Here is a 25,115-nt window from a genome sequence, read left to right as displayed (position 1 = left end):
TGAGTGCTGAGTGGGGAGTGGGGAGTGGGGAGTGGGGAGTTAGGAGTTTTCTTTGCCCCCTTGTCTTTTTGTCCCCCTTGTCCTCTTGTCCCTTCTAACTGGAGAGACTGTATTGCCGCAGCTTTTTTAGCTGGGGGAACATCTGCTATTACATCAGCGCTATCTAATCCTAGTTGTTTGGCTATGGCGCTAGCTGCTTCTTTGCGATCGCCACTGAGCAACATTACCCGTAAGCCCATCTGACGCAACTTATCTACCGTGGATCGAGCATCCGATCTAAGGGTATCAGAAACACCAATTAGTCCGGCTAAAGTTCCCCCAATCGCGACGCAAACGACTGTTTTACCATCTGTTGCCAAATCCTGTGCTAACTGTTGTGCGGTTTGGTTAATCCCAATGCCGTGCCAACTCAACCATTCCCAGTTACCCAACAATACAACTGTGCCCTCTACCACAGCAGATACCCCTAGTCCTGGTTCCGTGTGAAAGTCTACAGCCTTTGGAATAGATAACTGTTGCCGCTGTGCTTCTTGTTGAATCGCTTTTGCTAGGGGATGGTGAGTACCGCTTTCTACAGCTGCTGCTAGTTGGATTAGGGAGTAAGGTTGACTACTGCCTATTCCCCACTCGCCATTACCCCTTATCCCCAGAGGGGACCCCACCTTCCCCATTTCCTCAATTAGCAGACAATCTGTGACTATGGGATTACCTGTGGTGAGAGTGCCAGTTTTATCAAATACTACGGTATTTAACTGGTGTACTTTTTCTAAAACATCGCCACCTTTAATTAACAAACCTCTTTCTGCGCCCATAGCACTTCCAACCAGAATCGCTGTTGGTGTGGCAAGTCCCAAAGCACACGGACAGGCGACTACCATAACTGCGATCGCTAGTTTTAAGCTGATTAGGAGTGCTGAGTGAGGAGTTGGAAGTGAAGAGTGGTGAGCGTGGCTCATCATTTCCATGCCACCAGACATGGTGATATCAGTCCAAATGTGAGTACCGAAAAAGTACCAAAATCCAAATGTTAAAACAGATGCTGTCAGTACCCCATAGGTAAAGTAACCAGCTACCGTATCTGCTAATTTTTGTACTGGTGCTTTCCGGGTTTGGGCGGCTTCTACTAGGGCGACAATTTGAGCTAGAGTTGTATCACTTCCAATCCGGGTTGCCCGAATAGCGATCGCTCCTGACTGGTTTAGTGTCCCCCCTGTCACCATATCTCCTGGTTTTTTGATTACTGGCACTGATTCCCCAGTTAGCATTGACTCATCGACCGTTGTTTGACCAACTACCACTTCACCATCAACGGGGATTTTATCGCCTGGTAGCACTTGTAAGCATTCACCGACACGCACCTGTTCAGCAGGAATCTCAACACTAGAAGAACCCACTCCGGCTTTCTCTGGGTTGGGAATTAATCGCGCTAAGAGTGGCTGGAGTGCTAGTAATTTTCTAAATGCGGCCGCCGCGCGACCTCTAGCTTGTTGCTCTAATGTCCTTCCTAAGAGAATAAAGCCCAGCATCATTACTGGCTCGTCAAAGAAGCATTCCCAACCCAATTGGGGAAAAAGCAACGCTACTAAACTAGCAATGTAGGCTGTCAGCGTTCCCAATCCCACCAAGGTGTTCATATTAGGCGCATTTCGCCGCCAGCCCAGCCAGCCATCTACTAAAATCGGGCGGCCAGGAATTAACAACGCTACTGTCGCCAGTCCACAGTGAAACCAGATGTTATTTAGAACTGGCAGTACTGAGCTACCAAGATTACCAAAATGTCCACTTCCTGACAATATCAGCAAAACCGCCGCGATCGCCAACTGCCATAGAGAAGAACGCATTTCTCGGCGTTGTCGTTCTGCTGGATCTGGTAAGGCCGAGATTTCGCCTCCTAGTGTGCCATTAGCTTTTCGGGGTTGAGTTGGGAATCCAACGGCTGTTAATCGCTGTGCCAGTTCATCTGCATCTATTGCACCAATTTCTGACTCTACAACTGCTACCTCTGTGGCTAGGTTCACACAGGCATTCTTGACACCTGGATGTTGGGTCAGCTGTCGCTCTACTGCGTTCACACACCCAGCACACTTCATACCCCCAACATCTAGAATAATCTTCTCTAGGATTGGGTCAAGTTCTAGGGCTGGCTTAGTTTTCGGGACAAGTTGCATGGCTTGTGTTTAGATTCGCTACAGAAATTCAACGCCTGACTAAAAGCGTCTCTAATTCGAGCGTAGGCTAAATATGGAACTATGACTCAATGTCAACCATATTAAAATTATTAATTTATCGTACTTCGTTGAGCATGAACGACTATCGATGTACTTAATTCAAGGTTCCAAGTTCCCAGATTTATCTGTAGAGTTTTTAATTTTTAATTTTTAATTTTTAATTCCCCTACAGGGGGTTGACAGTTCCAACGTCGATAAGTGACATAAATAATAGCTGCCACCTGTATTGGTGCGATCGCAATCAGGTTTTTGAAGAAATAGTTGATTTCTAAATGAGATATAACACTGAAATATCCTAAGCCTAGTAAGAAGAACATTGCCCAGTTAAGCTGTTTAGGTTTGAAAATGAGCATATTAATAAAAATAAATGTAGGAGGTAAAAGTGCTATATAACTTTTGCTAAAGGTAAAGGGTGAAGCAAAAAGGGAAAAGGATATTTCTTTGGTTGCTACCCTTTATCCCTGCGCTTTTGCTGCAATCCTAAGCTTGGAGCGGGTATCATTCTCTGCTTCCAGTAAGAAGGCTATTCTTGGACTAGAACCAGCCCTGCTTATTTACAAAATAGGTATTTACAAATCCTTCTGGGGATTTATTTAAGTAGATCATGCCTTCAATTAAACCTACAAGTTGCATAACTAACAAAGCAATGCCGTAGGTAAAAGAACCCCCAACTACAGAAATCACTAACATGATAAAGCCTTCCGAAGCGTATCCTAGAATAAACTTATGAACCCCAAACGCTCCCAAGATAATGCCACAGTAACCAGCTAGAAGTTGTTTGGTAGGGTGACTGGGGTTAAGATTTGCCATATAAGTGCTGCTCCTCGATCGGTGAGTATAAAAATAAAGTCTTTATTGTAATGGAAGCAAGTAAATGTATTTGCTTAATAAATAGATTTTTAATTTTTTCAGTCTGAGTAAATCTCAAGATGAATAATTAAAATCAGCGTGTTTCTATTCCAAGGAGACGTTAAGATATCTTGCGCTATAGGCCGAACTAGCGCTCCTTGATCACTTTTGCTGGATTTGACGATCGCAAACCCTGATGCAGCAGTTTTGCAGATTTTTAGCTCAGACATTTATCTTGAGCAGAATAAATTTTAAATAATCAGCAAAAGCTGCTACATACACCACTTTTTACAAGTCCATCAGTATTATTTCCGGATGTTTTTATGTAGGTGTAGCCCTCGTAGACATCGCACCAATGGCAAGACAACTGCGTGGCTAGTGAGAATCTAGAAGCCCAGAAGGCATCTTCTATATCTTTCTAACCACTTTTTAGTTACCGATACCCACTTCCATGAGCGCAAACCGGAATTGCATTCCAATTCATGACAGCTAAAAATGGTTCAAGAAGACAATTAACATCTCGAAGAATGGCTAAAATCTACCAGAATGAGAATAAATGCTTAACTAGATAGTTTGTTGTCTATGTTAATAGCATTCTTTAATTTACTTTTGCCATTATCGTAATTGGGTTTTCAGCTAGTTTTTATGCTTATAACCAATTATTACTAGTAAATTGTCTCTACCTATGGTGATAAAATCAGATATTTTTATTTTTGGCAACAGTAGATTGCTAGTATTAATTGCTACCTAAAATGAATAAGCTTAATAGCGTACCACTATTCCAAAGGCTGTGGAGGAGCATAGGAGCGAGGAGATTGCGCGATCGCGTGTAAACTACTCCCAACACAATGCCCAATGCGGTCAGGGGGAGAATTTCCGATAAGCTGAGATGAGCGATCGCAAACAACAAACTACTGATAAAAATCGATCCCCACACGGGTAAGTAACGAGTTAGAGAGGGTAACAAAAAACCGCGAAATAGGATTTCTTCAAAAAATGGAGCTGCGATCGCAGCTGTGGAGAAAAATATGCCAAGTGCGATACCATCTTGGCTTTCCAGGGCTAGTTGCAACAGAGGATTACTCCCACCTTGTCCTTGCCATAGCTGCTGATTAATCAAAGATACCACCACAACTACAGGTAAAGCCGTGCAATAGCCTCCCAGTCCCCACAAAAACCAGTTATCTTGAAAACGGAAGCGAAACCAGAATTCTGGTAGTGGAAAAAAGCGCTTGAGAGAGAAATACAGTACTAACAGCGCACCTAATGCCACCAAGAAGTAACTAACCAATACAGAAAATGCCTGAAGTCGCACATCCCCAATGGGACGCGGTATGGGTAGCAACGATATTACTAAGGGCACAAAAATTTGCCCCATGAAGAAAAAGCCGACGATAAAAACCTGCAAAACCGTTTCACCACCCCAAGGCGTTGACCAAGGAATATCACCATTTTGAGCTAATAACGAGGCTTTTCCTTTCAACAAGCGTTGAGCAAATAATAAAATCAGCAGTATTAAACCAATTAAAGCTGCCAAAGTGGGAATAGTGCCAATAACTGCCAATTTCGCCACTGCTTGAGCAGAAGATTCTTGTTGTGCAGCTTTTATTGCTAATAACGCATCTTGTCGTTGCTGGAGCTGGTATAACTTAACCAAAGCAGTAGAGCGAAACCAACCTTCTAAATTCTTTTGAATTGGTTCTTGAGCATTTGGGAGGATACGGGGAGGATTGCTCCACAGTCCTGTCAATACAGCAGCGGTTTCCCCAAACCCTGGATTAATATCTGAGCGTTGTTGTAATTCGCTCCAAGTCTTGAAGGCTGTATCTGTCTGTCCTTGCTGTGCTTGTAAGATTCCCAAGCGCAGGTCTAATTCAGCCAGTAATTTTTGTAATTCTTTAAAAGACTGTTGTAACTGTTGCTGTCCCTGTTTAGGTGTTTTAATACTGGGAGGAGCGTCCGGTAGAGGTTTCGGAGGTGTGGGAGTTATTTCAGCTTGAGAGCGTAATTGTGCAAGTTTATTGTTAACTTTGTCTAAATTAGCTTGAACAGATTGACGCGCCTCCTGATACTGCTTTGTAGCGCTTTCTAGGGGTTGCTCACCAAGTATTGCTTCCCGAACCGCCTGGAGTTTGTCATCACTGCTATCTTCTGATTGCCAAGCTTGAGCTTGTAAAGCAATATTTGTTTGGTATAGTTCCAGGCGACTTTGAAATTGAGGTTCTTGCCAACTACCGAATAAAGCTGAAACTGCCAACAGAACTGCTATCGGCGTCATCACAAAAAATAAAACCAACCGCTTGAGTGTCATCTATCCCCCTTTAACTGACCAGTGGAGAGCGCGTCCCCCTTGGGAATTATCGCAATAAAAAGTCAGAGGTGGATAAATATCATCAATATTATAAGTTTGCGATGAATGTGCGATGCCTGCGGTTTTTGCTAGCCTATGCACCCACAATGTTAAATTACAGTAGTGTTCTCTCACCTTGAGGAAGCTGATAATCTTTATTTTGAGCGATGAATCACTCACTACAAACTAGGATTTTATTTTATGTTTAATTATGCCTACTATGCCTAGTTACTGAATCTCACCAGTTTAACTTAATACAGCATTTCATTAATTCGTAGCGAATTAAAGAAAGGCAATACCTTGCAATGCCATTGCATCCCGATACAATCTTAATGCGTCCCTCTGCAATGCCATTGCATCCCGATACAATCTTAATGCGTGCCCTACAATGCCATTGCATCCCCATGCATTAAAAACGCTACGCTTTTACGCAAAATTGTACTTAGATAAATTCAGGATCGAGAAGTTGTTCCATAGTGAAAGGACACTCAAGGGGAAAAGTTTCTATTGGCTTTTGAGTCTCATTTGCGGCATCTCGACGAGCGCGGCGATAATATTTCTGTATCCACTCCCTGTCTTCTAGAAGGCGCTGCAAACTGGGAGTATCTTCTAAGCAATCTTGAATTTGGTTTCGGCAGTTTGAGATTGTGTTAATCCAACTTTTAGTTTTTCGCTCTGGTTGATATTGGCATTTGAGTAAGTGCATTAAAAGCACCTGTAAATAACTTCCAAGTTCTTTTTGTTCGCTCCGACCCAAAGCCTCTAGTTCCTCTACCAAATGTTTAACATCTAACTCAGCCCAGCGTCCTTTCTTTAGGCATTCAGCTTGTTGCTGTGTCCACACCAGAAAGTCCTGATTGTAGAGTGTCGTTTTACTCATCAACAGTTACCTTCTCTGCTTTTGGCGATATTTCTCATATTTTCGCTCAATGTTGACCCAGGAATAATCTCACAAAAGTAATCTAGCAATTACTCCTCTCATTAGCATCGTCATCTTGCAGGTTGCGTTGGGCACAGAAACCGCTGATATCTGGGTTGAAAATAAATTCGTTTTTGAGTTGAGGTTCACCATGTACTTGATTAGGCGTGTACCCTAAATTATCGATCCAAGTTACAAATGATTTTACGTATGGCTGATTGGCTGTCGATTTATGTCCTTGGTTTTTATGAACAAGTGGAGTGAACGAAGCAGGTAAATGAACAGCCTTATCTCCGAAGTAGTAGAAGTGCCGTGACATCAAAACATTTATACCGCCTAAATCTGTTTTTTGATTACTGATGTCATGAACACTCGGTCGCAATACTGGTTGTTCTCTTTGACTGTAATCATAGATGCAATCACCAACACGATACTCAAATATTTTGCTGTTCCATTTTGGAATTTTGTGAGGACTATGAATTCGGCAAAACTCGTCGTATTTTCGCAATGTCATTTTGTCCGTTACCTGCATTGCATATACAATGCAATCGGTAATATTCCCAATTGGTGACTGTGTAGAACCAAGTCCTACAACCCAATCTCCAATATTTGCGGCTCGTCGGATAACAGGCTTGCAAATTGCGAGAGTGCAAAGTTCCCAGAATGGGTTAGGAGCCGCGCCATCATCATAACGTAGGCAGTAAGAGAAGAGTCTCATCAGTACAAAATTACTAAAGTATCTAACTACTACACTATGGCGCACACTGCGGTTAGATACGTTTATTTATGTATTTTTTGTTACTGAAAATTTGTAAATAATCAAGAGTGAAGAATCAAAATTTTAATCCTTCACTCTACCTTATTCTAATTCTATTCTCTCTAAGATTCTCTTCCCGATGCCCAAGTATCACGCCATTTGACAGTACCTTCTTTTGCAATCACCCAACGACGATTTACAAGATTTTCGCGTAGAGGCGATCGCCCTTCCCGCCACATGGCATATTTGTAAGCTATGAGATTTCCGGCACTCTCATTAAAGGGAATTTCAGCAAACCAAGTATTGGTGTTGATGTACTCTAAAGGATACGCTTTGGCAATATCCCAGTTACCTAACTCTGGGCAATCTCCTGTCACCACAATGATTTCACCAGGTTGGGTCTCTACGCCATTGAGTTGAACGCGGACAATTGTTTGTGCTTTTACCCGTTCGCCAACGTGGCTGAAAACAAGCACTCCCCTTTCTTCTAGTACTAGGTCATAAATCTTGCCATCTTTCACCTCATACTTGTTGCGAGTCACCACGCAGGTATGTTCGCCATCGGGCAATTCTGTTTCTACTTCTGGTAAAGTAACTTCTCCTCCCCGGTTTAAAGCTACAAAACACAGGGAGTCGCGATAGCGGCGTACATAGCAGTAAACATCCGGTGTTAAGTATTTTTGCCAGTGGCTACCCATTGACACGGCTGGATTCAGCCGTCGTAAGCCAGATAGCAGCCTGATGCAACGATAAATCTCACTCTCAGTATCCCAATTTTCCATCATTGGGCGGTTGTACGGGTCGTTACCGCCATCAGTGTCGTTATGCAGATACTGTTCTGTGCCGTAATATATGCAGGGAATGCCGCGACAGGTCATAATTAAGGCGATCGCAACCTTCAGCATCGCTGGATCGGGATTCAGCGATTGGAAACGGGACATATCATGGTTATCGATGAAGGTAACTAACTCTGTTGCCCCGTTGTAGCGATGATCTTGGTCAAAAATGTATTGAATTGTTTGGAATCCCATTTCTGAACCTTGCCCTAGTGCGGCTCGAATTGCCACGCACAACCCAAAGTCTAGAAGTGTCATGCCTGAGTGATTGGCAAATTCCACTGAGCGATCGTCAGTTGGATTACTATAAATCCATTCACCAAAAATGAATACATCTGGTTTGTGATTTGTCATCTCGCCAGTGAATTCTTGCCAAAACCAGATCGGCATGTGCTTGACAGTATCCACCCGCAGTGCATCCACACCCCGGTCTAGCCATTGTTTAATTGCTGACTTAATATACTCCCGATATTCCGTATTATTTTCATTGAAGGTTGCTAGACCAGATAGTTCACAGTTTTGTACTTGCCAATCGTCTTCCCAATCTTGCACTTCGCCATAGTGGTGATACCAATGATTGACATCATTATTGAAATCAGCAATTTTGACACCATCATCATACAATTCACCTTTACTACCGCTAGTATCAGGTGTGCTATGGTTGCAGACAATATCCAGCACTAGCTTCATATTGCGCTTGTGCATTTCTGTAATTAACCGATCAAAGGTTGTATTTTTTTCTTCTTGAGTTGCGTTTAAAGAAGGGTTCTCCCCGTTAGCAATGTATCGAGGATTAAGCCGTTTAAAGTCTTTTGTCCAATAGCCATGTATTGCTGCATTGCCAACAAATAACTCTTCAACCTGCTCGAACAGGGGAGTTAACCAAAGAGCGGTAACTCCCATATTTTTGAGATAATCTAATTTATCGATGACACCTTGCAAGTCGCCACCCCAGTACTTACCCCAATCCTGTCTAGTTGGATCGTACAGTTCTGAGTTTGCACCTTCGCTGTTATCTGGATCGCCATCATAAAAGCGATCGACTACAAGAAAATAAATTGTTTCCTGACGAAATTCAATATCTCTGGTGTAAAGGAACTCTAGAGCAATCTCAATATCTAATTGCGGTTCTTGTATAAGAGCTTCTACATTTTCCTTTGCAGGATCTACTTTATATTGATCTGGTGAAAACTGGGATGGTGGGGTTTGTACCATAAAAAACTCAAAATTTCATCTAATTCACACTTGCAGAACCAACAGTACAACGTTTCGAGTATTGTGTGTCACTACAAACTTCGGTATTGTGACATCCTGCCTACGGTGTAGGTATCTATCGCTAGCTAGTTTATAATTCTATCGATAGATATAATTCATTTGCTAGAGGATAAAAACAAAGGAATATAGCAATTATTAACGATAATTGCTCGGTCACAAAAATTTACAATATTTTATTAAGTTGACCGGCGGTAAATATTGAGTCTAGCTGGTATTTAAGTGTATATTCGACAACAGATGTGAGAATACTTCAATTCCTTGGAGATCGTTTGTCAAGAAGGTTTTGTTACACCTGAGTAATACTGAGTCAACCACGTATAAGCCAACTTTTTCTCTAGAAGATTCGCTCCATTGGTAAACTGACCATTGTCACTTTCAATCTGTTATTACTATCAAGGAATTAATTTAGGTAGCAATTATGACCAAATATGACAAGGTTTTTAACTCACCAAAGACATCAGAGGAATCACTAAGTCCAGAGGAAGCGGTGGCGGCGATCGCAACTGTGACTGCGATCGCAGATTCATTTATTGAAGAGGTAGATGCAGAAAGTTTAGCGGGTATCCTTTGGGAATTCGAGGTTTTCGAAGAATACTCAGAAGATGAAATTGCAGAAATAGTTGATAGACTCATCTCCATTGCAGAAGAAGAGGGAATTGGGCCCCTGTTTAATGCCGCCAAAGTATCTCTCTCAGATGAATTAGTGCTAGATGGTTTTGCCGCTGGGGTAATAGTGCTTTTAGACGATGACCTCGCTATCCCCAAACCGAAACAAGCCTACCTCAAAAAGCTACAAGCAGCTTTAGAACTTGAAGATGAAGAAGCAGAGGAAATCATCAAGGAGGTAATCGCAGCCTTTAAAGAAGCAGAAGATGAAGAATATACAGACGATGAAGATGAGACAGTAGTCATCGAAGATTTTAGCGAACAGACCTATCAATCTCCTTTAGGTAATTTTACCGTGCCAATTCCGGTTGATCCGCAGCAGGGCGGTAGAATTCAGAGTCAGGAAGGAGTAGTTGGCTTTTCTGATGACATCGGTACTTTGCTGAGAATCGATTATTATCCTTTCCCTTTAGAACAGTTAGAGGAATTGGAGTCTGTTGGACAAGAAGAATATTTACAAACAATTTTAGTGGATAAGTATGTACCCCAAGCGATTTTCGCTAATGTACCAGATGCTTCTGTGGAATATACTGAATATCTGGAAAATACTTTGCGAGGCGCTTACTACGTGTTAATCGATATGCCCAAAGGTTCCACAATTTCTAAGCAAGAAAATAATGGAACGGCGATCAGATTAGATGCGTACCGGGGATTGCTCACGTTTATCAGTGGGGAATTTTTGTATATAGTTAGCAGTCAGCACAGCTTTATTAACGGTGAAATCCCTGATTCTGTTGAAGAAGAGGCTGAAGACATCAAGGAAAGTATTTTAGAGTTTGTTGAGACTATAGAGTTCACTTAGTACAGTATTTTATTCATTCGTAACGAATTAAATTTGGCAATGATTCTGCGATACCAATGCATCGGCTTGCATTAGATACAGCAGAATTCAGAATTCAGAAGTCAAACAGGCTTTGTACCTGGCTTTGAGACTTAGTTTGTGTACTTCACTAACTTGAAATCCGCTGTATGTGCTGAAAAAGAATAGACCTCTTGCAAAAATATATTTTTGCACTCTTAGGGAAAAGGAAAAAGGTTAAAGGGAAAGGATTTTGAGTTTCTTTACCCTTTTCCCCTTCCTCTTTACCCCGACTTTTGCAAGAAGTCTAATGAAGAGACGTAGCACTACTACGTCTCTACAAGGGTTTTAGATAACGCATATTTAATTTCACCAGAGTATATTCGCCGTGGCTTGGCTCATGTGATGTACATTTGGAAAGGGCGATGTCTGACGACAAGTTGGGAGAAGACAAGAAGTCTCCGGCTCCGCACTGGGTGTCTACGCTTATAATTTTTCATGACAATAACCCTGCTAAACAATCGCTATCAAATTATCCAGGTAATCGGCGCTGGTGGGTTTGGCGAAACCTTTCTAGCAGAAGATGTCCATATGCCTTCTCGCCGTCGCTGTGTAATCAAGCAACTAAAACCAATAACCAATAATGATCCGCAAACCTACCAACTTATCCAACAACGGTTTGAACGGGAAGCCGCAACCTTGGAGTATTTGGGTGAAAGCAGTCACCAAATTCCCAAACTCTACGCCTACTTTTCTGAGAACGGGCAGTTTTACCTCGTCCAAGAATGGATTTACGGCCAAACCCTGACGAAAATTGTCGAAGCTAAAGGATTTGAGAGTGAAACTGCTGTTCGGCAAATTCTTTTGAGTCTGCTTTGGGTTTTAGATTATGTTCACAGTAAGGGAATTATTCACCGGGATATCAAGCCAGATAACATTATTCTGCGTTCTGTTGATAACGAGCCAGTTTTGATTGATTTTGGTGCAGTCAAAGAAACAATCCGTTCAGTAGTGAATTCTCCAGGATACCCCACGCCATCGCTTGTTATTGGTACGCCGGGATATATGCCTAGCGAACAAGCCGTTGGCCGCCCAGTTTACGCCACTGATATCTACAGTTTAGGTTTAACGGCAATTTATCTGCTGACTGGTAAACACCCGCAAGAACTAGTAACCGATCTAAAAACTGGGGAAATACTTTGGCAGCAGCACGCCCCTAACATCTCTTCCCAATTGGCAAAAGTACTCAATCAGGCAATTCAGCCTCATGCTGGCGATCGCTACAGTACTGCCAGTAAAATGCTATATGCCCTGCAATCTGCTAGTAATATACCTACTGAGTTAACTACAAATACTCCCACAGTTAGTTTTTCTCCCAATGCATCGACTCGACAAACTCAGCCATTATATTCTCCGCAAAACAATTCTGCGTTAGCGTTCGCGAAGCGTCTCGTAGAGAAGCTCACCGAAGGTATCGCAGGTTCTTCCTCTCCTAGAAACTGGCAAAAACCTACTGTGATTGTTGGCAGTTTACTAGTAGGCGGCTTGATTGGTGCAGTAGTAATTCCTAGCATCATTCGTCAGCAACAACCAGAAACAAACATTGCCACAAGTCCCACGCCATCGCCAGAATCTTTTCCCACTCCTGCATCTACCGAACCACCCGTTTCCTCCCAAACTTCTCCAGTTCCAGTTATTCCTAGCTCATCACCACGACAGCGGCCAACCTCTAATCTCCCGGTTGTACCCATACCACAGTCAGAAAAAGAGCCTATAACTTCAGAGACTCCAGCACCAATAGCAGTATCTACACCACAGCCAGAACCAGAGAATGAGGCAAGTGCAGTTCCCACACCAGAAACGCGTTCCACACCACAAAACAAGCCGCGCAGTAAATTAGCTGCCACTGCCAGCAAACAAAGCGTTCCTGCATTCCCTACAGGTACAACAAGAAACATCGTAGAAGCTACCCTCGGCAAACCAAATCAAGATTTAAGAGGCGCATGGGGCAATACTCGTGCTGTCGTTTACAAACTTGTGCCAAACAAAATTGACCTTGGCTACTTATTTGATCGTAATTCTAAAACGCTGCGTCAAACTGAGGTATCTTTTGCCCAATCGGTAGACCCAGAAGTAATGGAAACTACCTTAAATGGAATGTTAGCAGGGCAAGCCACTGAAGAAATTAAGCAGGGACTCAAACAAGTACAACAGCGCCAATCTGATAATTTTCGTTTTAAAAATGGCTCAGTCAAAGGTCAGATTATCCGCCAACAATGTAATTTTATTTACATTAGCATTTGGGATTCAGATTTACATGATTTTGTAAATCCATCTATAGCCAAACAGTGTTAATCTCTTAGAGAATTGACACAACTGAAAATTGCATCAGCACATCAAGTACATCAACTTATGAGCCTTATGATAAATGCACTCAGCCATGAAACTTCCGTACCTGATGTAATAAATGTCATTGAATCAGCACAAAGTAGTACATCTATCCTAGTAGATTTAGATGAAACTATCTTCCTCCGCAATTCAACACAAGAGTATCTCAACACATTACAACCCCGCCCACTTGGGTGGTTATTACTTACATTGTTGAATTTTCTCAAACCCTGGAATTGGTTGCCAGGGGAATTTAAAGGAGAGGTGTCACGAGATTGGATGAGAGTTTTAGTCGCAACCCTGCTTTTTCCTTGGACTGTAATTTTGTGGCAATGGCGGGCTAAACAGCTAGCTCAAGCTTATGGGAACACTACCCTGGTCGAGGCACTTACTAAGAATCCAGATTCACGTGTAATACTTACCACCCAAGGGTTTGATTTCATTGTTCGTTCGCTGTCCAAACACTTACCTATAAATTTTCATGATGTCATAGCTTGTCGATTTTGGCAGGGAGCGATAGATAGACAGCGAGGAAAACACTTCTTGGTGACAGCATCATTGGGTGAAAATGAAGTTACCCGTGCGATCGCAATCACAGATTCAAAAGATGATAACCCATTACTTGCATGTGTAGCAACTCCATGCTTAGTTATTTGGCCAGAAGCAAACTATGTTTCCGCTATGTCCGATCTTTATATTCCATTTTTGTATCTAGAGCGGGCGAAGCGGCCAGGTAAGAAATATTTTCTCAAAGCGATATTATTAGACGATCTTGTGGTTTTAATCATAGCTTTGAGTTGGGTGAATAGCCAACCAATCCTTCATGCCATCAGTATGCTCTTTTTAGTACTTTCTTTCTGGTGCATCTATGAACTAGGCTATGTGGAAAATGACATAATTGCTGAACGGTTTGAGAAAAACCCAACGCTTTCAGAAACGTACCAAAAATATAAGAACCGAATCAGTGTATGGCAAGCTTGGCTTTGGTCTGTAATTTTCGCTGTTCCCGGATTAATTGTTCTGGAATTGACTAAAGTTGTCTCAAGTGATAATAGTTTTGCTTTTGAACTTAGTGCTATTGACTTAGTAACAGTTTTAACTAAGATGGCATTCTGGATCGGTATACTTCTGGTCGTAAGAGCGACTTTTTATGTTTACAACCATGTTGATAAGCAGACACGAATTTGGCTTTACTTTTTATTGCAAGCTTACAAGTACTTTGGCTTTCTGGTAGTGACAAAAACCAATATCATCGGGGCGATATTATTCATAGCAGAAGTAATTAGTCGTTGGATACGCTATTTTGTTTATCGTTTAGTGAATAGTGAGTGGTTAAAAGATTTACCCCATAAGATGGTTACTCTCGTTTTGTTTGGATTTATAGTTATTGCCGTCGTGCTAGGGACTCAAAATAGTTCTATATTAATGAATTGGCAGACTTTAGTAATTTTAATCTTCTGTGCCTACCGCGCAAGATATCAGTTTTTGAAAATAGTCAGTGAAATCTATCTGATTTCCAAAGAGAAAACAAAAGTATAATAAGTTTTCATTAACTGCGTATACTTAAGAGGTTGTTTTAAAAGTCCTGAAAGGTATAATTTTGCCCTTTTGATTTGGATCAACTGCAAAGACAAATTAAGGTTCTAGCCATATACCAAAATTGTTTGCTGCGATCATTATGAAAGCAAAATACGCTTTTAAAACATCCTCTAAGTCCTGAAAATCTGTCTTTGCAGTTGATCCAATGTTTAAAGACAGATTTTCAAACTAAGTTTCAAATTCTTAATCTTCATAAAGTTATAAATACCATTATTAAGTTTTTAATAATACTTGTCTCAGCTTCTACATTCATGTCGTAAAGTTCGATTGGAATTGTGTAATCTGAAGACAGCAAAGCTAAATTATTCAATTGAGGTCTGATGACTCCTACAATCATGCGTCAGCTTTGGTCAGTGGTTGAAACCGCTCAAGCCAAGCTCCTTTTACAACTGGATGATGCTAGCTTGGTGCAGTGGTTAGTGAAACAAACCGAAACGCAAGTGTTGTTAGATTCTAACGAAACTGATTTTCTTAGCCACTACATTCAATCTCGACTAGCCCTTATACGCGATCTTGCCCATGAACGCCAGTGTTCATGATTGCAAAATCAAGATAAATAGATTGCTCGTCAAGCGTTATTACTGTTGACTATTAGCTTTTTGGGACAAATAACCTTCTACTAAGCAGTCAGAGCCTACTACACGCCAACGAACACGTTCTAAAGATAACGCCTCAGTCATGGTAGTAAAACCTAAATCGCCCACTGGTGTGGGAGCAATACTACCACCAATGATTTTTGGGGCAATAAATGCTAAAACTTTTTGTACTGCTCCTTGAGCGATCGCACTAGCAGCTAAAGTACCACCACACTCCCACAGCACGCTACAAAAACCTCGTTCATATAAGTACGCCATTGCCTTATCCGGTGTCAGTGATGCTAATTCCACCACCTCCACACCCTGTTTGAGCAACAGTTCTTGAAAATCGGGGTTAGCACCCTTCTGTGTCAACACCAAAGTTGGAGCATCCCCAGTTTGCCACAGATGGGCACTTGCCGGTAAGTTGAGATGGCGACTCATTACCACCCGCAGGGGATTATGTGCCCCTATCTGATGGCTGGTTAAATAAGGATTATCTTGCCGGACTGTATTACCGCCGACAATTATGGCATCACAAGCCGCCCGCACTAGATGTACTTCGCTGCGGGCTTCTTGACTTGTCACCCAAGCGCTATGACCAGAGGTAGTAGCAATTTTCCCATCTAAAGTCATGGCATATTTTAAAATTCCCAAAGGTCGCTTATAGAGAATGCGATGCACAAAAGCTTCATTTAGCTGACGGCAAGCTTCCTCTTCTACTCCTACCAACACTTCGATCCCCGCCGCCCGTAAACGGGCGATGCCACCTCCAGCTACCAGCGGATTGGGATCAACCATACCCACTACTACTTTTGCCACCCCTGCTTCGATCAATCCTTCCGAACAAGGGGGAGTACGTCCGTAATGATTGCAAGGTTCGAGGCTGACATAGATTGTTGCACCACGAGAGCGATCGCCTGCTTCCTTCAAGGCAAACACTTCTGCATGAGGCTCACCTGCACGAGGATGAAACCCTTCGCCTACAATCTCGCCATCCTTGACAATCACCGCTCCCACTAGCGGATTTGGCGAAGTCCGCCCTAAAGCGCGACGGGCCAGTTCCAAACACCGCAGCATCATGCGAGAGTCAAAGTCAGTTCCTACCTTTTGCTTCGGTGGTGAATTCGAGCCAGCTGCTGACTCCACTATTCGTGTATTTTCCTGAGTGTAATTTGGTAAGGATGCATCTGCTTGAGCGACCACTGGGGAATTATCCATAATTTTAGGCAACACTGTAAATATTCTGCACGCGATCGCGCAGCCTCTCCACAAGAGAATCGCGCTTTGCTCCTGATAATTTAACAGTAATATCTAAGCGCTATTATTGGCTGTCTCAACTTACATGAGTCTGTAATATTCACACTTACAGTTCAGGGTAACTGAAAGTTTGAGAGATTTAAAAACCCTTCATACAAATGAAGGGCGATCGCATCAGGTCAGAGGAATTATTTTACACAATTCTTGGAACAGTAGGTTTACTACTTTACTCATCAGCTTTCCCTGAATGTGTTTACCGCCTAGCAGCTTTTCACCTTGTTCGGTGACGTTAGCTTTGAGTGAGTCACGGTAGCTAATCAATTCCTTGGTCAGTTCGTTTTCTGGTAGCCTTCCAGTTTCCACGCCGGTTAAGACGTACTGCCACAGGCTGATTCGGCACAGCGACGAACCGCTAGCCTTTTCTACAAGCCCATCTCCAGACTGTTCTAAAACCGTTCCCATACCCAAACGCATTTTGAAAGTGTCGCGGCTGCGGTTGCGTTTAATTCGTTTGGTGTCACCGGCTAATCGTCTTACGGTGGTTTCTCCATTTTTGCGATCGCGCTCCGTTTTTTTCACCTCCCGAACCTCATACTCAATGACTGGCTTGCCATTGACACCCAAGAATGACTCAAAGGGGTAAATTCTGGTGAGTAAACGCGATCGCACTCTCAACCCAAAACCGAACTTATCAAACACGGTCATGTATGGCTTAAATTCACTCAGATACAGCATTTGAGTGATTCTCGCTTCTAAGTGCTGCTCAAAAAGTGAGATATCGCACATCCAACCAGCGTGTAGTTCGAGAATTGGGTCAAACTCAATGTCGTAGTCCTTGGCAATGGAGATTTTATAGCGATTTTCAATTCGGGTTTTCCCAGCTGGCGAAATTTCCAGCCTCTTAGCTAACCATGCCCAAAGGGGCGGTAGCAATCCTGGCTTGGTAGATGCGCTCCTAGTGTGCGCCACTTCTGGGAACTGCCACGCCAACAGTTGACGGGCATAATTCACAATTGGCGATTGCACCCGGTTGAGATGTTCGAGTTGCTGACACAGATCCCGCAGCTCGTCGATTGGTTCGGGGCGGTGCATGAGGAAATACCTCAAATTCAGTTCACCATTTTCTAGTCGGTGATCTGGATCGTGACCGTAGGCGGCCATTGCTAAAGCATCGGCGGGGTCGCTCTTATTAGGTAAATTTTTCCCACCTCGGTAACGGCGCAATTCCACATGACCAACCCAGAGAATTTTAATTTCTAACTTATTGAGGATGGATGCCCACAGTCTTGAATAGTGGTTTCCTGTAGGTTCCAAAATTGCGTAATCTGGCTTGATTTCTGCTAGGTAATCAGCAAAGTCAAACGCTGATTTTTGCTTCTTTTTAGCATCAGGATTGGAGTAAAAAGCCGGATACAAAGTAGATGCTTTATTTCTGGTTTTATTCCAATATGCCTGCAATCCGCCCTTGGGATATTGTGTTAAAATATGAGTGGTTATACTCGATTTACTAACATCAATTCCCAGAATTGTTAATTCTATTGTCATGGTTCTGCGTAGCTTAATGGTGGTTTTCAAGGACTGGCATCCTTTGACTTACCCGAACTTAATAGCGCACGAATCACCCTAACGCCCCACGCTTGAGGGGCGCGATTCAGGAGTAAACGCATTCGGGAAATTAATAAGAGTAGTGCGGCGCATGAAAATATAAACGCCACAATTCAGTGGTGCAGTTCACTCTGAACGCTGCACTTTCTCTAATTAACTTGCGGATGCTTTGGACACAATCCGCGACGGTGGCTTCTTAGTGCCACCGTTTCGGCTAGTGTCTCAGCTAGCCTCATCAGGCGGTTATATGCTTTCGAGAGTGTCGGAAATTGAGTGTAAGTGCTTTACTAGTATTTTTTGAGTTTCTTCTGTGGCATTTTCAACCTTTGAGATAAACTCAATTAATTTATCTAACTGAGCTTTAGCCTTAATTAACTTGTGCCATTCAATGTAATAATCCCAGGTTGGATCGGGTTCGGGAATATTGTTATTCATTGCGTTTTAAATTCTCTAAAAATACGTCCAATTCTCCGTTCATTACTTGGTCATAAGTGGCGATAACAATTTTTGGATCGTTACCATCATCAATTTTCTGGATTGATGCTGTGATGTTTCGGGCGCTTAATGCTGCTTGGACTTCTGGCGATTCCAAGGCGGCTTGTGCATCAGCACAGTCACGCACGTGGTACGGAAAAACAATTTCACGGATATCTGCTGGAGCTTCATTAATAAATTTCAGCATCCATTTTTTACCTTGTTCAATCGGCAGTTCTGGAATGTAAAACTCAACTAACACATTTTTCTGTACAAGCATTCGCTGTATATCAAAACTCCTGAGTGCTTGCTCAAATAAGCGCAGATTGGCTTCATCAGCAACGGGAATTTTAGCCACTTCTCCCCGTAGAGTTTCGCGGATGGCATTCTTGATAATTTCTTTACCGCGAGTAATAGCGGCTTGACTCATATTTACCTCCGATTTTTGAGCCGATAATTACAATTGCAGCGTTGGTCTACAACTGTTGCTGCATCTTGCCAACTTTGGATTAAAGCAACAGCATCCTCACCAAAGAATATTTGCTTGTCGCCGTTGTGCCATGTCACAGCTGCAACACGGGTAGGCAAGTCTTCAAACTGAATTTGACGTATTTGAGCTAGGTTAATCCAACCAGCTGCGGGTAATTTGCAACTAAACACGGATGGGGTGTTAACTATGGTGTGCATTTTGGTAAAGTAATTTTGGTATTGATCAGTGGCGATCGCATTCTTTGGTAGGGAGGCGTTCGCCTAACAAAACTTCAGCTAAAATCCGGCGGGGACACCGCGCACATTTTGGGAAGTGCCCCCAACCTTAAAAGGGATGTCATCTGGGTCGGGTTCCTCCTCGGTCAGATTATCTTGTTGTTTTAACTGTTGGTCAGCTTCGAGCTGAACAACAGTGTCTTGTTGTTTTGATTTGTTGGGGTGTTCTAGCTGTAGGAGCAAATTGAGTAATTGACTTGCAAGAAACGCCCGCTTTTCATGCGAAATCCTGCACGACATCGCATAAAAGTGAAACTTGATAGATGGCAGGTAGTAGGAATCAGGGATGTATGACATTTCTTCTGATGACCACAAGTCGCGCATACAGTTCAAATAAACACGCACTTGCTTGTGAGTTAAAGAGTCATACTTTTTATGGTTGTCCCTGATGATGTATAAAATATGCTTAAAATCATTAAGGGTTAAGGGGTCATACATGAGAAATGTGTAATATTTTTCATTTAAAATCCATCGGGAATATCATCTGAGTCTGGCTGATCCTTGATTTTTCCAAGTCTTTGGAGTTCATTTTTTAAATTCTCAACCTCTACCTTAAGAGCCGTTAATTCTTTCTTCCTGTCTCTGATTTCCTCATCAATTAGCTTGTGTATCGCCTTCTCATGAATTTGGCGCTCAACACTTTCTATAAGATTTTGTGTCGCAATTTCTTGGTCTTCATAGTCATCAGGTATTACGGCAGTTTTCTCTAATCTGCACGAATTGTAGTCGCCGAGATTTAGAACTCTTTGGTAAGTGATGGTTGTTACTTGCATTTGCTCAAAATGTGATATTTTTTACTTGTACACGTTTGAAGTGTTTGGGTAGATGAATTCATCAGCGATCGCACTCCTTAACAGCGCGATCGCTCTCAATTAACCCTCCAAACCAAACTCTGTAAGGCGGTTGCGGAAAACCACTTCAACGGGGTTAGACGAAAGACTTTTCATGATTTTTTGATACCCCTCCGCGTCATTGCGGCGGCGGAATTGTGACAAGATAACCCAGTTGCAAGGCGTTACTTGTTTGACAACGATCCAATCAAAAAGCTGTTGTTGATAAGTCATAGGTAAATGCTGTTGGTAAATTAGGTTGGGTAGTTGTCTCTTAAAAACTGGTGCAATTCCTCATCAGAAAATTGATGAAACTTTTGTTGACCAAGGTCGAGATATTTCATTCGGTGAACAATTGCAGGTTGTCCTGTGTGTTTTGCTAAATCCTCTGTGACGAGGGCATAAGCGACAACCAAATATGACAGGAAGTCATTGGAAAGTAATACATCAGATTTGCGTTGTTTAATCTGCATAATTTAAATTTGATAGCAAGTAAAATCAGTCAACCAATCAGCTGGTGACTGATTTTTTGTGGAATAATCTACTTTTGGCTCATATAAATGAAAGTTATTTCATAGGCATATTCCTCCTGTAAAAATAGTCAAGCTTGAGGGCGCGGTGGTGAAGATTTAGCCGTGCCCTTAATAATTAGGCGGCCATTGCGCTGCTATCAAATTCAACTTCACCGTAGCTAAACACATCTGTGCTTTCGCGCATGGGTCTGTTTGCTCCTATGCTGATGATTTTGAGAGCAGTAACGTATGTGCTGGTTTTTCTTAAGAAGTTTCCAAAAGCCTCTACATCAGTGGGATGTCCTGATAACCGGATTTTGATTCTGCCCATGTTTACCTCTTGGGTTTAGCAACTAAACGCCCATTAGAATCACGACCCATCACCAAGTCGGCGCGGGGTGCTATTGATAAATTTCGGATTCTGCGCCGGGAAGATTTTTTAGTCCGCAGCGCTGCGATCGGTAATTCTGATGGCAATAACTCCTCATGGAAATCTCGCTCAACGGCACGCGCCAAGCCAGGACGGGAACGATAAATTATCCCGTGGGCATCGTCAAGCAGTTCGGTTAAGGTTTTAACCTGGGCCCTCAACTGCTCAATTTCTTTTTCTAGTTGGCGTATCCGTTTTTTTCGTGTTACATACTTTCCTTTAGTTTCAGTCATATAAAAAAGTGCGACCGGCCGCAGGTTTGCGCGAAATTCATAAGAACTGTGAGGAATTGCATAACCACACGGTGATTTGCAATTTCGCGATCGTGCATCTGTGCGTGAGCCATTACCTACACGCCAGCCTCTGCGGGATTTTCACCCAGGTCTTAATTTCCACAGCCCACCGTGTCACCACGTCGGCATCAAGCCCCTGGAAAATGTGGAATGCCCTACTAAGGTCGGTTACAGATTGCGGCCGCATACAAATGCACGTCACCAGCTTTTATCTAAGCCGCGACTTGTATAGACAAACACTTCAGGTGTCAAATCACTGACTTCACCACTTACGGAACACTGGTAGCCTGAAACACTCTTCATCAGCTTTCAACGGCTATTACACAAAGTGCTAATTTTCCCGGATTTGGCATTTGCTACTGAGATGAGACACTTTAGGTGAAACCAGCCAAAATACCTGTCCCTTACCGAGTCAGTTACATCGGACTGGTTTCGTGTTGTCTTTCAAGTCTCATTATGAGACCTCAAATTGCTTATGTCAACTAGAGGCATCAAAATGAGACATATAAGGTTACAATGGAATCAAGAAATCGAAAGCAAAAGCAGGAGAGTGATTCACCTTTGGACACTCTGAGGATAGAACGAACCAAACTAACTCAGGATGAGCTGGCAATGCGTTGCGGTATTCCACGAGCGACTTATCAGCGCTGGATATCGGGTAAAACTGAAGCGAGGCTCACCATGTCTCAACTCAAAAATTTGTGCCGCGAACTAAACATAGATCGCATAGATGAATTACCGAACGACTTTGGCCCACCAAAGCGATCGCCTAACTCCGAAATCTAAAAAATTCACCACAGTGCTTGCTTACAGCACTGTGGCGGCATAGAATCACTAACCTAATTATGACGGAAACCGACAACGCAGGGGCCCCCAGGCAGCTGACATTGTTCGCGGTAGAGTCGATCGAAGAAACTGCGGCTCCCCCCCTCCCCTTTGATTCTTACTGGGATGAAATAACCAATGGCGATCGCAAGTCAGCCCATGTTCTGGAACAGGACACAGACTCAAGCCAATTAATCAGTAATCACTCGCACAAAACCGGGGGCGATCGCCCAGCTCTTGTTCTGGAACGTGATACACGAAATCCTGTTCCAGAACAAAAAACCCCAGGATTGGGGGACTATACCGATGTTCCAGAACACATAAAAGCTATTCCAGAACATCTTCACTGGGTAGAAAAGTACTGTCCAAGTAATCGCAAAGACAACCATTATTACCGCTATTGCTGGAAGACCGGGAGGAAGATTAAGCATCGGCATATCGCCGGGGGTAATGTGCGATCGCAGCTGGCCCAAAGTCGGAAGCAGGAGGTTGAGATTGCGATCGCGGATGGACTAGCCCCGGTGGAAATTGAAAAGTTAATCCGCTCCTGGCGCTCCTAACTCCTAATTCCCCAATGCCCAATGACTAATGACAAATGACTTATGAACAGAGAAGAAGCAGTAAACGCGAATAAGCGTGATTGGCAGGCGGCTAACTGCCACGAACTGTATTGCTGACCAATCTATTGCCATCACAGACGGGTTTAGTCCTAGTATCACGACCCGCAACAATGCCATCTACCTCAGAAACACTATCAGTATTGAGGTAGATAAATTACTGACGGGTGCAGATGTTATCGATCCAGACGATTACTAAAAAATGCAGACATTAACATTAATTGAATTATTTGGTGTTAATGCTGTGCAAACTGCCGATGAACTGATTATTAAAAAATCAGATTTATCGGCAGTTAGTCTAACTCCTACAGCAAACAATGGCGCTGAACAATTACTTGTAGCAATCTTGTTGCACGCTCTCAGCAATTTTCAAGGCTATCTAGCAGACGAAAACGGCAATATGATTACAGACGAAAACAACGCCCCAATTGAATATGACAATCGGCAGTTATATGAACTGCTAGAGATGTTTCGCTGGGATGCCTACGCCAAAAAACGTAACGCCAACGTTTATCTAACAAAAACAATTATTTTAGAAAATTACCGTGAAGCAGATTAAAGACTTGGGCACAGAGTTAACAACTCCCGCAAATAGTGACTTAATCCCAACTCAGCAAGCAGATGGCACTACCAGACATATCACCCGTGAAAATTTTTTACAGGGTATCGGTGGGGGTAATAAAATAGCATTTGCACAGATTGCTGATATTAAATCTCAAGGCACGAATGCCGGAGTTTATTCTACTGCAAATACTACTATTACAAGAGATATTAATACAGTAGTGAATTCAGCAACTTGGTTGACTCTGAATTCAAATATATTCACGCTAACAACAGGAACTTATATCATTGATGCTCTTGTTCCTGGGTATTTTATATCACAGTTTAGAGCATGGATTGAAGATAGTACTACTGCCGCACTAGTGTTGTTAGGCACTGCTGAATATTCAACTGTATCTAGTGTTGAATGGAGTCGCATTTGTGGGCAGATTATTATCTCAAGCGAAGAGCAATCATTCAGAGTAAGATTTCGTGCTACTTCTTCTAGATCCGAGACAAATTTGCTTGGAGCAGCAATAAATATATCAGGTCAAAGTGAAATCTACACGCAAATTAATATAATCAAGGTGGCGTAATGACGTTTTGTAATGGCGCTACCAAGGCAACAATAACAGTATCTTTGGGCGGTCAAGTAGTAGAGAAAATTATCTCTAATGCACCCGGAGTAAATGTGACTTTGCAACACGGTCAATCTGCTCAAATTCAAGGTGAAGGGTTAAACAGTGCTACATGCGGTGGACTAGGAAATTTTGCGGTGCGAGAATACGACGGATTTGTTGAGTTGATAGGCTTTACTTATCAAGATCCTAATACTAGCAATCAATGTCCAGCACTTAAATTTTTGGTTAATGGTATATGGGTGAATCCCACTATTGACATTCTCTACCCTGGCAATGCTTCCATTGTTAGACAGTATTCCTCTGACTGGGTACTTTCTGTAACCGATGCCATCGGACGAGTTGTTACTAGAAAGTATTCAACCAAGCCTACATACACCGTCACTTGTGACGATGATTGTCCAGAAGGTTTTCACAAATGCATTCATAATAAATACCCAGGTTATTGCTGTATCCCGTGCAAAGAAACGGGCGATCGCCTGAAAAATATGGCTAACAAGGTAGGTCAATAATGGCAGAAGTTTGTAAGGATATCGATGCTGGCTTGGCAGCTTTAAATCGCAAAATTGATGCACAGAATCAGCGCATACGGGAACTGGAACGCAAGCAGCAGCAGTGTTGTGAAGGTCATCAAGAGGATGGAAGCGTTGACCTTTCAGGAATTTTGAAAAGGTTGAAAAAAGCAGAAACAGACATTCTTGAACTTGGCGGCGTACTCAAAACTGTTATTGACGACGTAAAAGATTTATTAGACGCTGCAACAGAACACACTGAAATAGCTAATCAATCACAAAATATTTTCTCAGCAATTATTGACTTCTTCGTAGATGAGTAATCATGGTAGTTTCTCAGCAGATATCCCCTAGTGCTTTAAGATCTTACAAACTATCTAAATATGCTAATGGTCAACCGGGAAAGATGTTACTTGAAGCCAAAAGGGCAAAACGGATAACATCTCAATTCATGTCGAAGTCTGGTGCGAAAGAAGCTGCTAAACGCATGAAGTCTCTTAAAAAAACTGCTGCTAATGCAAAGAAAGTTGCAGATGCTACAAAGAAAGCCTCTGACCTTGCTACCAAAGTAAA

30 protein-coding genes are annotated in these 25,115 nt (G+C 42.5%); 12 read left to right on the top strand and 18 right to left on the bottom strand.

Annotation, left to right across the window (positions count from 1 at the left end; translation table 11 throughout):
- From RMY16_RS26395 to RMY16_RS26365, 7 genes are all read right to left on the bottom strand, one after another.
- Positions 1–2,168: cation-translocating P-type ATPase (locus RMY16_RS26395; RefSeq protein WP_322738844.1), on the bottom strand; the 2,168-nt coding region annotated here is incomplete at its 3' end.
- A gap of 203 nt (positions 2,169–2,371) precedes the next feature.
- Positions 2,372–2,581 (bottom strand): hypothetical protein, encoded by a 210-nt coding sequence (locus tag RMY16_RS26390; RefSeq protein ID WP_322738843.1) that lies wholly within the window; start codon positions 2,579–2,581, stop codon positions 2,372–2,374.
- 181 nt (positions 2,582–2,762) lie between these two features.
- On the bottom strand, positions 2,763–3,038 hold the full coding sequence (locus RMY16_RS26385; protein ID WP_322665552.1) for a TM2 domain-containing protein: 276 nt from the start codon (positions 3,036–3,038) through the stop codon (positions 2,763–2,765).
- A gap of 775 nt (positions 3,039–3,813) precedes the next feature.
- Positions 3,814–5,388 carry a type II CAAX endopeptidase family protein gene (locus RMY16_RS26380; RefSeq protein ID WP_322738842.1) on the bottom strand — a complete coding sequence of 525 codons (1,575 nt, stop codon included), beginning with the start codon at positions 5,386–5,388 and terminating at the stop codon, positions 3,814–3,816.
- A 481-nt stretch (positions 5,389–5,869) separates the two neighbouring features.
- Positions 5,870–6,307 carry a DUF29 domain-containing protein gene (locus RMY16_RS26375; RefSeq protein ID WP_322738841.1) on the bottom strand — a complete coding sequence of 146 codons (438 nt, stop codon included), beginning with the start codon at positions 6,305–6,307 and terminating at the stop codon, positions 5,870–5,872.
- Between the two features lie 82 nt (positions 6,308–6,389).
- Positions 6,390–7,064 carry a hypothetical protein gene (locus RMY16_RS26370; protein WP_322738840.1) on the bottom strand — a complete coding sequence of 225 codons (675 nt, stop codon included), beginning with the start codon at positions 7,062–7,064 and terminating at the stop codon, positions 6,390–6,392.
- Positions 7,065–7,225: 161 nt separating this feature from the next.
- Entirely contained in the window at positions 7,226–9,154 is a 1,929-nt protein-coding gene (locus RMY16_RS26365; RefSeq protein ID WP_322738839.1) for an alpha-amylase family glycosyl hydrolase, read from the bottom strand.
- Between the two features lie 478 nt (positions 9,155–9,632).
- On the opposite strand from RMY16_RS26365, the gene RMY16_RS26360 reads away from it, so the two are divergent.
- The 4 genes from RMY16_RS26360 to RMY16_RS26345 all read left to right on the top strand — a co-directional run bounded on the left by RMY16_RS26360 (position 9,633) and on the right by RMY16_RS26345 (position 15,205).
- Entirely contained in the window at positions 9,633–10,682 is a 1,050-nt protein-coding gene (locus RMY16_RS26360; protein WP_322665561.1) for a hypothetical protein, read from the top strand.
- Positions 10,683–11,177: 495 nt separating this feature from the next.
- Positions 11,178–13,034: a protein kinase domain-containing protein gene (locus RMY16_RS26355; protein ID WP_322738838.1), complete on the top strand. Its 1,857-nt coding sequence runs from the start codon at positions 11,178–11,180 to the stop codon at positions 13,032–13,034.
- 57 nt (positions 13,035–13,091) lie between these two features.
- Positions 13,092–14,606 carry a haloacid dehalogenase-like hydrolase gene (locus tag RMY16_RS26350; protein ID WP_322738837.1) on the top strand — a complete coding sequence of 505 codons (1,515 nt, stop codon included), beginning with the start codon at positions 13,092–13,094 and terminating at the stop codon, positions 14,604–14,606.
- 380 nt (positions 14,607–14,986) lie between these two features.
- Complete coding sequence (locus RMY16_RS26345) at positions 14,987–15,205, top strand: hypothetical protein (RefSeq protein WP_292740664.1); 219 nt, start codon at positions 14,987–14,989, stop codon at positions 15,203–15,205.
- 39 nt (positions 15,206–15,244) lie between these two features.
- On the opposite strand, the gene ribD is transcribed toward RMY16_RS26345, so the two are convergent.
- From ribD to RMY16_RS26290, 11 genes are all read right to left on the bottom strand, one after another.
- On the bottom strand, positions 15,245–16,462 hold the full coding sequence (gene ribD / locus RMY16_RS26340; protein ID WP_322738836.1) for a bifunctional diaminohydroxyphosphoribosylaminopyrimidine deaminase/5-amino-6-(5-phosphoribosylamino)uracil reductase RibD: 1,218 nt from the start codon (positions 16,460–16,462) through the stop codon (positions 15,245–15,247).
- A gap of 213 nt (positions 16,463–16,675) precedes the next feature.
- Positions 16,676–18,046 carry a transposase gene (locus RMY16_RS26335; protein WP_322738835.1) on the bottom strand — a complete coding sequence of 457 codons (1,371 nt, stop codon included), beginning with the start codon at positions 18,044–18,046 and terminating at the stop codon, positions 16,676–16,678.
- Positions 18,047–18,349: 303 nt separating this feature from the next.
- Positions 18,350–18,541, bottom strand: a complete 192-nt coding sequence (locus RMY16_RS26330) for a hypothetical protein (protein ID WP_322738834.1) — start codon at positions 18,539–18,541, stop codon at positions 18,350–18,352.
- Entirely contained in the window at positions 18,534–19,010 is a 477-nt protein-coding gene (locus RMY16_RS26325) for a hypothetical protein (protein WP_322738833.1), read from the bottom strand. The genes RMY16_RS26330 and RMY16_RS26325 overlap by 8 nt, the downstream gene beginning before the upstream one ends.
- A gap of 2 nt (positions 19,011–19,012) precedes the next feature.
- Positions 19,013–19,267: a hypothetical protein gene (locus tag RMY16_RS26320; protein ID WP_322738832.1), complete on the bottom strand. Its 255-nt coding sequence runs from the start codon at positions 19,265–19,267 to the stop codon at positions 19,013–19,015.
- Positions 19,268–19,345: 78 nt separating this feature from the next.
- The gene (locus RMY16_RS26315) at positions 19,346–19,669 is read right to left on the bottom strand and encodes a hypothetical protein (RefSeq protein ID WP_322738831.1); all 324 of its coding nucleotides are present in this window, start codon (positions 19,667–19,669) and stop codon (positions 19,346–19,348) included.
- Positions 19,670–19,806: 137 nt separating this feature from the next.
- Positions 19,807–20,118 (bottom strand): hypothetical protein, encoded by a 312-nt coding sequence (locus tag RMY16_RS26310; protein WP_322738830.1) that lies wholly within the window; start codon positions 20,116–20,118, stop codon positions 19,807–19,809.
- A 99-nt stretch (positions 20,119–20,217) separates the two neighbouring features.
- Positions 20,218–20,409 carry a hypothetical protein gene (locus RMY16_RS26305; RefSeq protein WP_322738829.1) on the bottom strand — a complete coding sequence of 64 codons (192 nt, stop codon included), beginning with the start codon at positions 20,407–20,409 and terminating at the stop codon, positions 20,218–20,220.
- A 20-nt stretch (positions 20,410–20,429) separates the two neighbouring features.
- Positions 20,430–20,648, bottom strand: coding sequence for a hypothetical protein (locus RMY16_RS26300; RefSeq protein ID WP_322738828.1), 219 nt, complete (start codon positions 20,646–20,648; stop codon positions 20,430–20,432).
- 175 nt (positions 20,649–20,823) lie between these two features.
- Positions 20,824–21,018 (bottom strand): hypothetical protein, encoded by a 195-nt coding sequence (locus RMY16_RS26295; RefSeq protein ID WP_322738827.1) that lies wholly within the window; start codon positions 21,016–21,018, stop codon positions 20,824–20,826.
- A 2-nt stretch (positions 21,019–21,020) separates the two neighbouring features.
- Positions 21,021–21,350, bottom strand: a complete 330-nt coding sequence (locus RMY16_RS26290) for a hypothetical protein (protein ID WP_322738826.1) — start codon at positions 21,348–21,350, stop codon at positions 21,021–21,023.
- 576 nt (positions 21,351–21,926) lie between these two features.
- On the opposite strand from RMY16_RS26290, the gene RMY16_RS26285 reads away from it, so the two are divergent.
- From RMY16_RS26285 to RMY16_RS26250, 8 genes are all read left to right on the top strand, one after another.
- Positions 21,927–22,196: a helix-turn-helix transcriptional regulator gene (locus RMY16_RS26285; RefSeq protein WP_322738825.1), complete on the top strand. Its 270-nt coding sequence runs from the start codon at positions 21,927–21,929 to the stop codon at positions 22,194–22,196.
- Positions 22,197–22,255: 59 nt separating this feature from the next.
- Positions 22,256–22,795, top strand: coding sequence for a hypothetical protein (locus RMY16_RS26280; protein WP_322738824.1), 540 nt, complete (start codon positions 22,256–22,258; stop codon positions 22,793–22,795).
- 76 nt (positions 22,796–22,871) lie between these two features.
- Positions 22,872–23,051, top strand: a complete 180-nt coding sequence (locus RMY16_RS26275; protein ID WP_322738823.1) for a hypothetical protein — start codon at positions 22,872–22,874, stop codon at positions 23,049–23,051.
- 3 nt (positions 23,052–23,054) lie between these two features.
- Entirely contained in the window at positions 23,055–23,411 is a 357-nt protein-coding gene (locus tag RMY16_RS26270) for a hypothetical protein (RefSeq protein WP_322738822.1), read from the top strand.
- Positions 23,398–23,988, top strand: a complete 591-nt coding sequence (locus tag RMY16_RS26265; RefSeq protein WP_322738821.1) for a hypothetical protein — start codon at positions 23,398–23,400, stop codon at positions 23,986–23,988. Before RMY16_RS26270 ends, RMY16_RS26265 begins: the two co-directional genes overlap by 14 nt.
- A complete protein-coding gene (locus RMY16_RS26260) occupies positions 23,988–24,542 on the top strand; it encodes a hypothetical protein (RefSeq protein ID WP_322738820.1) in 555 nt (184 codons plus the stop codon). Before RMY16_RS26265 ends, RMY16_RS26260 begins: the two co-directional genes overlap by 1 nt.
- On the top strand, positions 24,542–24,865 hold the full coding sequence (locus tag RMY16_RS26255; RefSeq protein ID WP_322738819.1) for a hypothetical protein: 324 nt from the start codon (positions 24,542–24,544) through the stop codon (positions 24,863–24,865). The genes RMY16_RS26260 and RMY16_RS26255 overlap by 1 nt, the downstream gene beginning before the upstream one ends.
- A 2-nt stretch (positions 24,866–24,867) precedes the next feature.
- The coding region (locus RMY16_RS26250; RefSeq protein WP_322738818.1) for a hypothetical protein at positions 24,868–25,115 on the top strand (248 nt) is incomplete at its 3' end.

Origin of the sequence: Nostoc sp. DedQUE12b (genome assembly GCF_034530835.1) — a bacterium.
Lineage (GTDB): Bacteria > Cyanobacteriota > Cyanobacteriia > Cyanobacteriales > Nostocaceae > Nostoc.
This window is presented reverse-complemented; position numbering and strand designations above follow the sequence as displayed.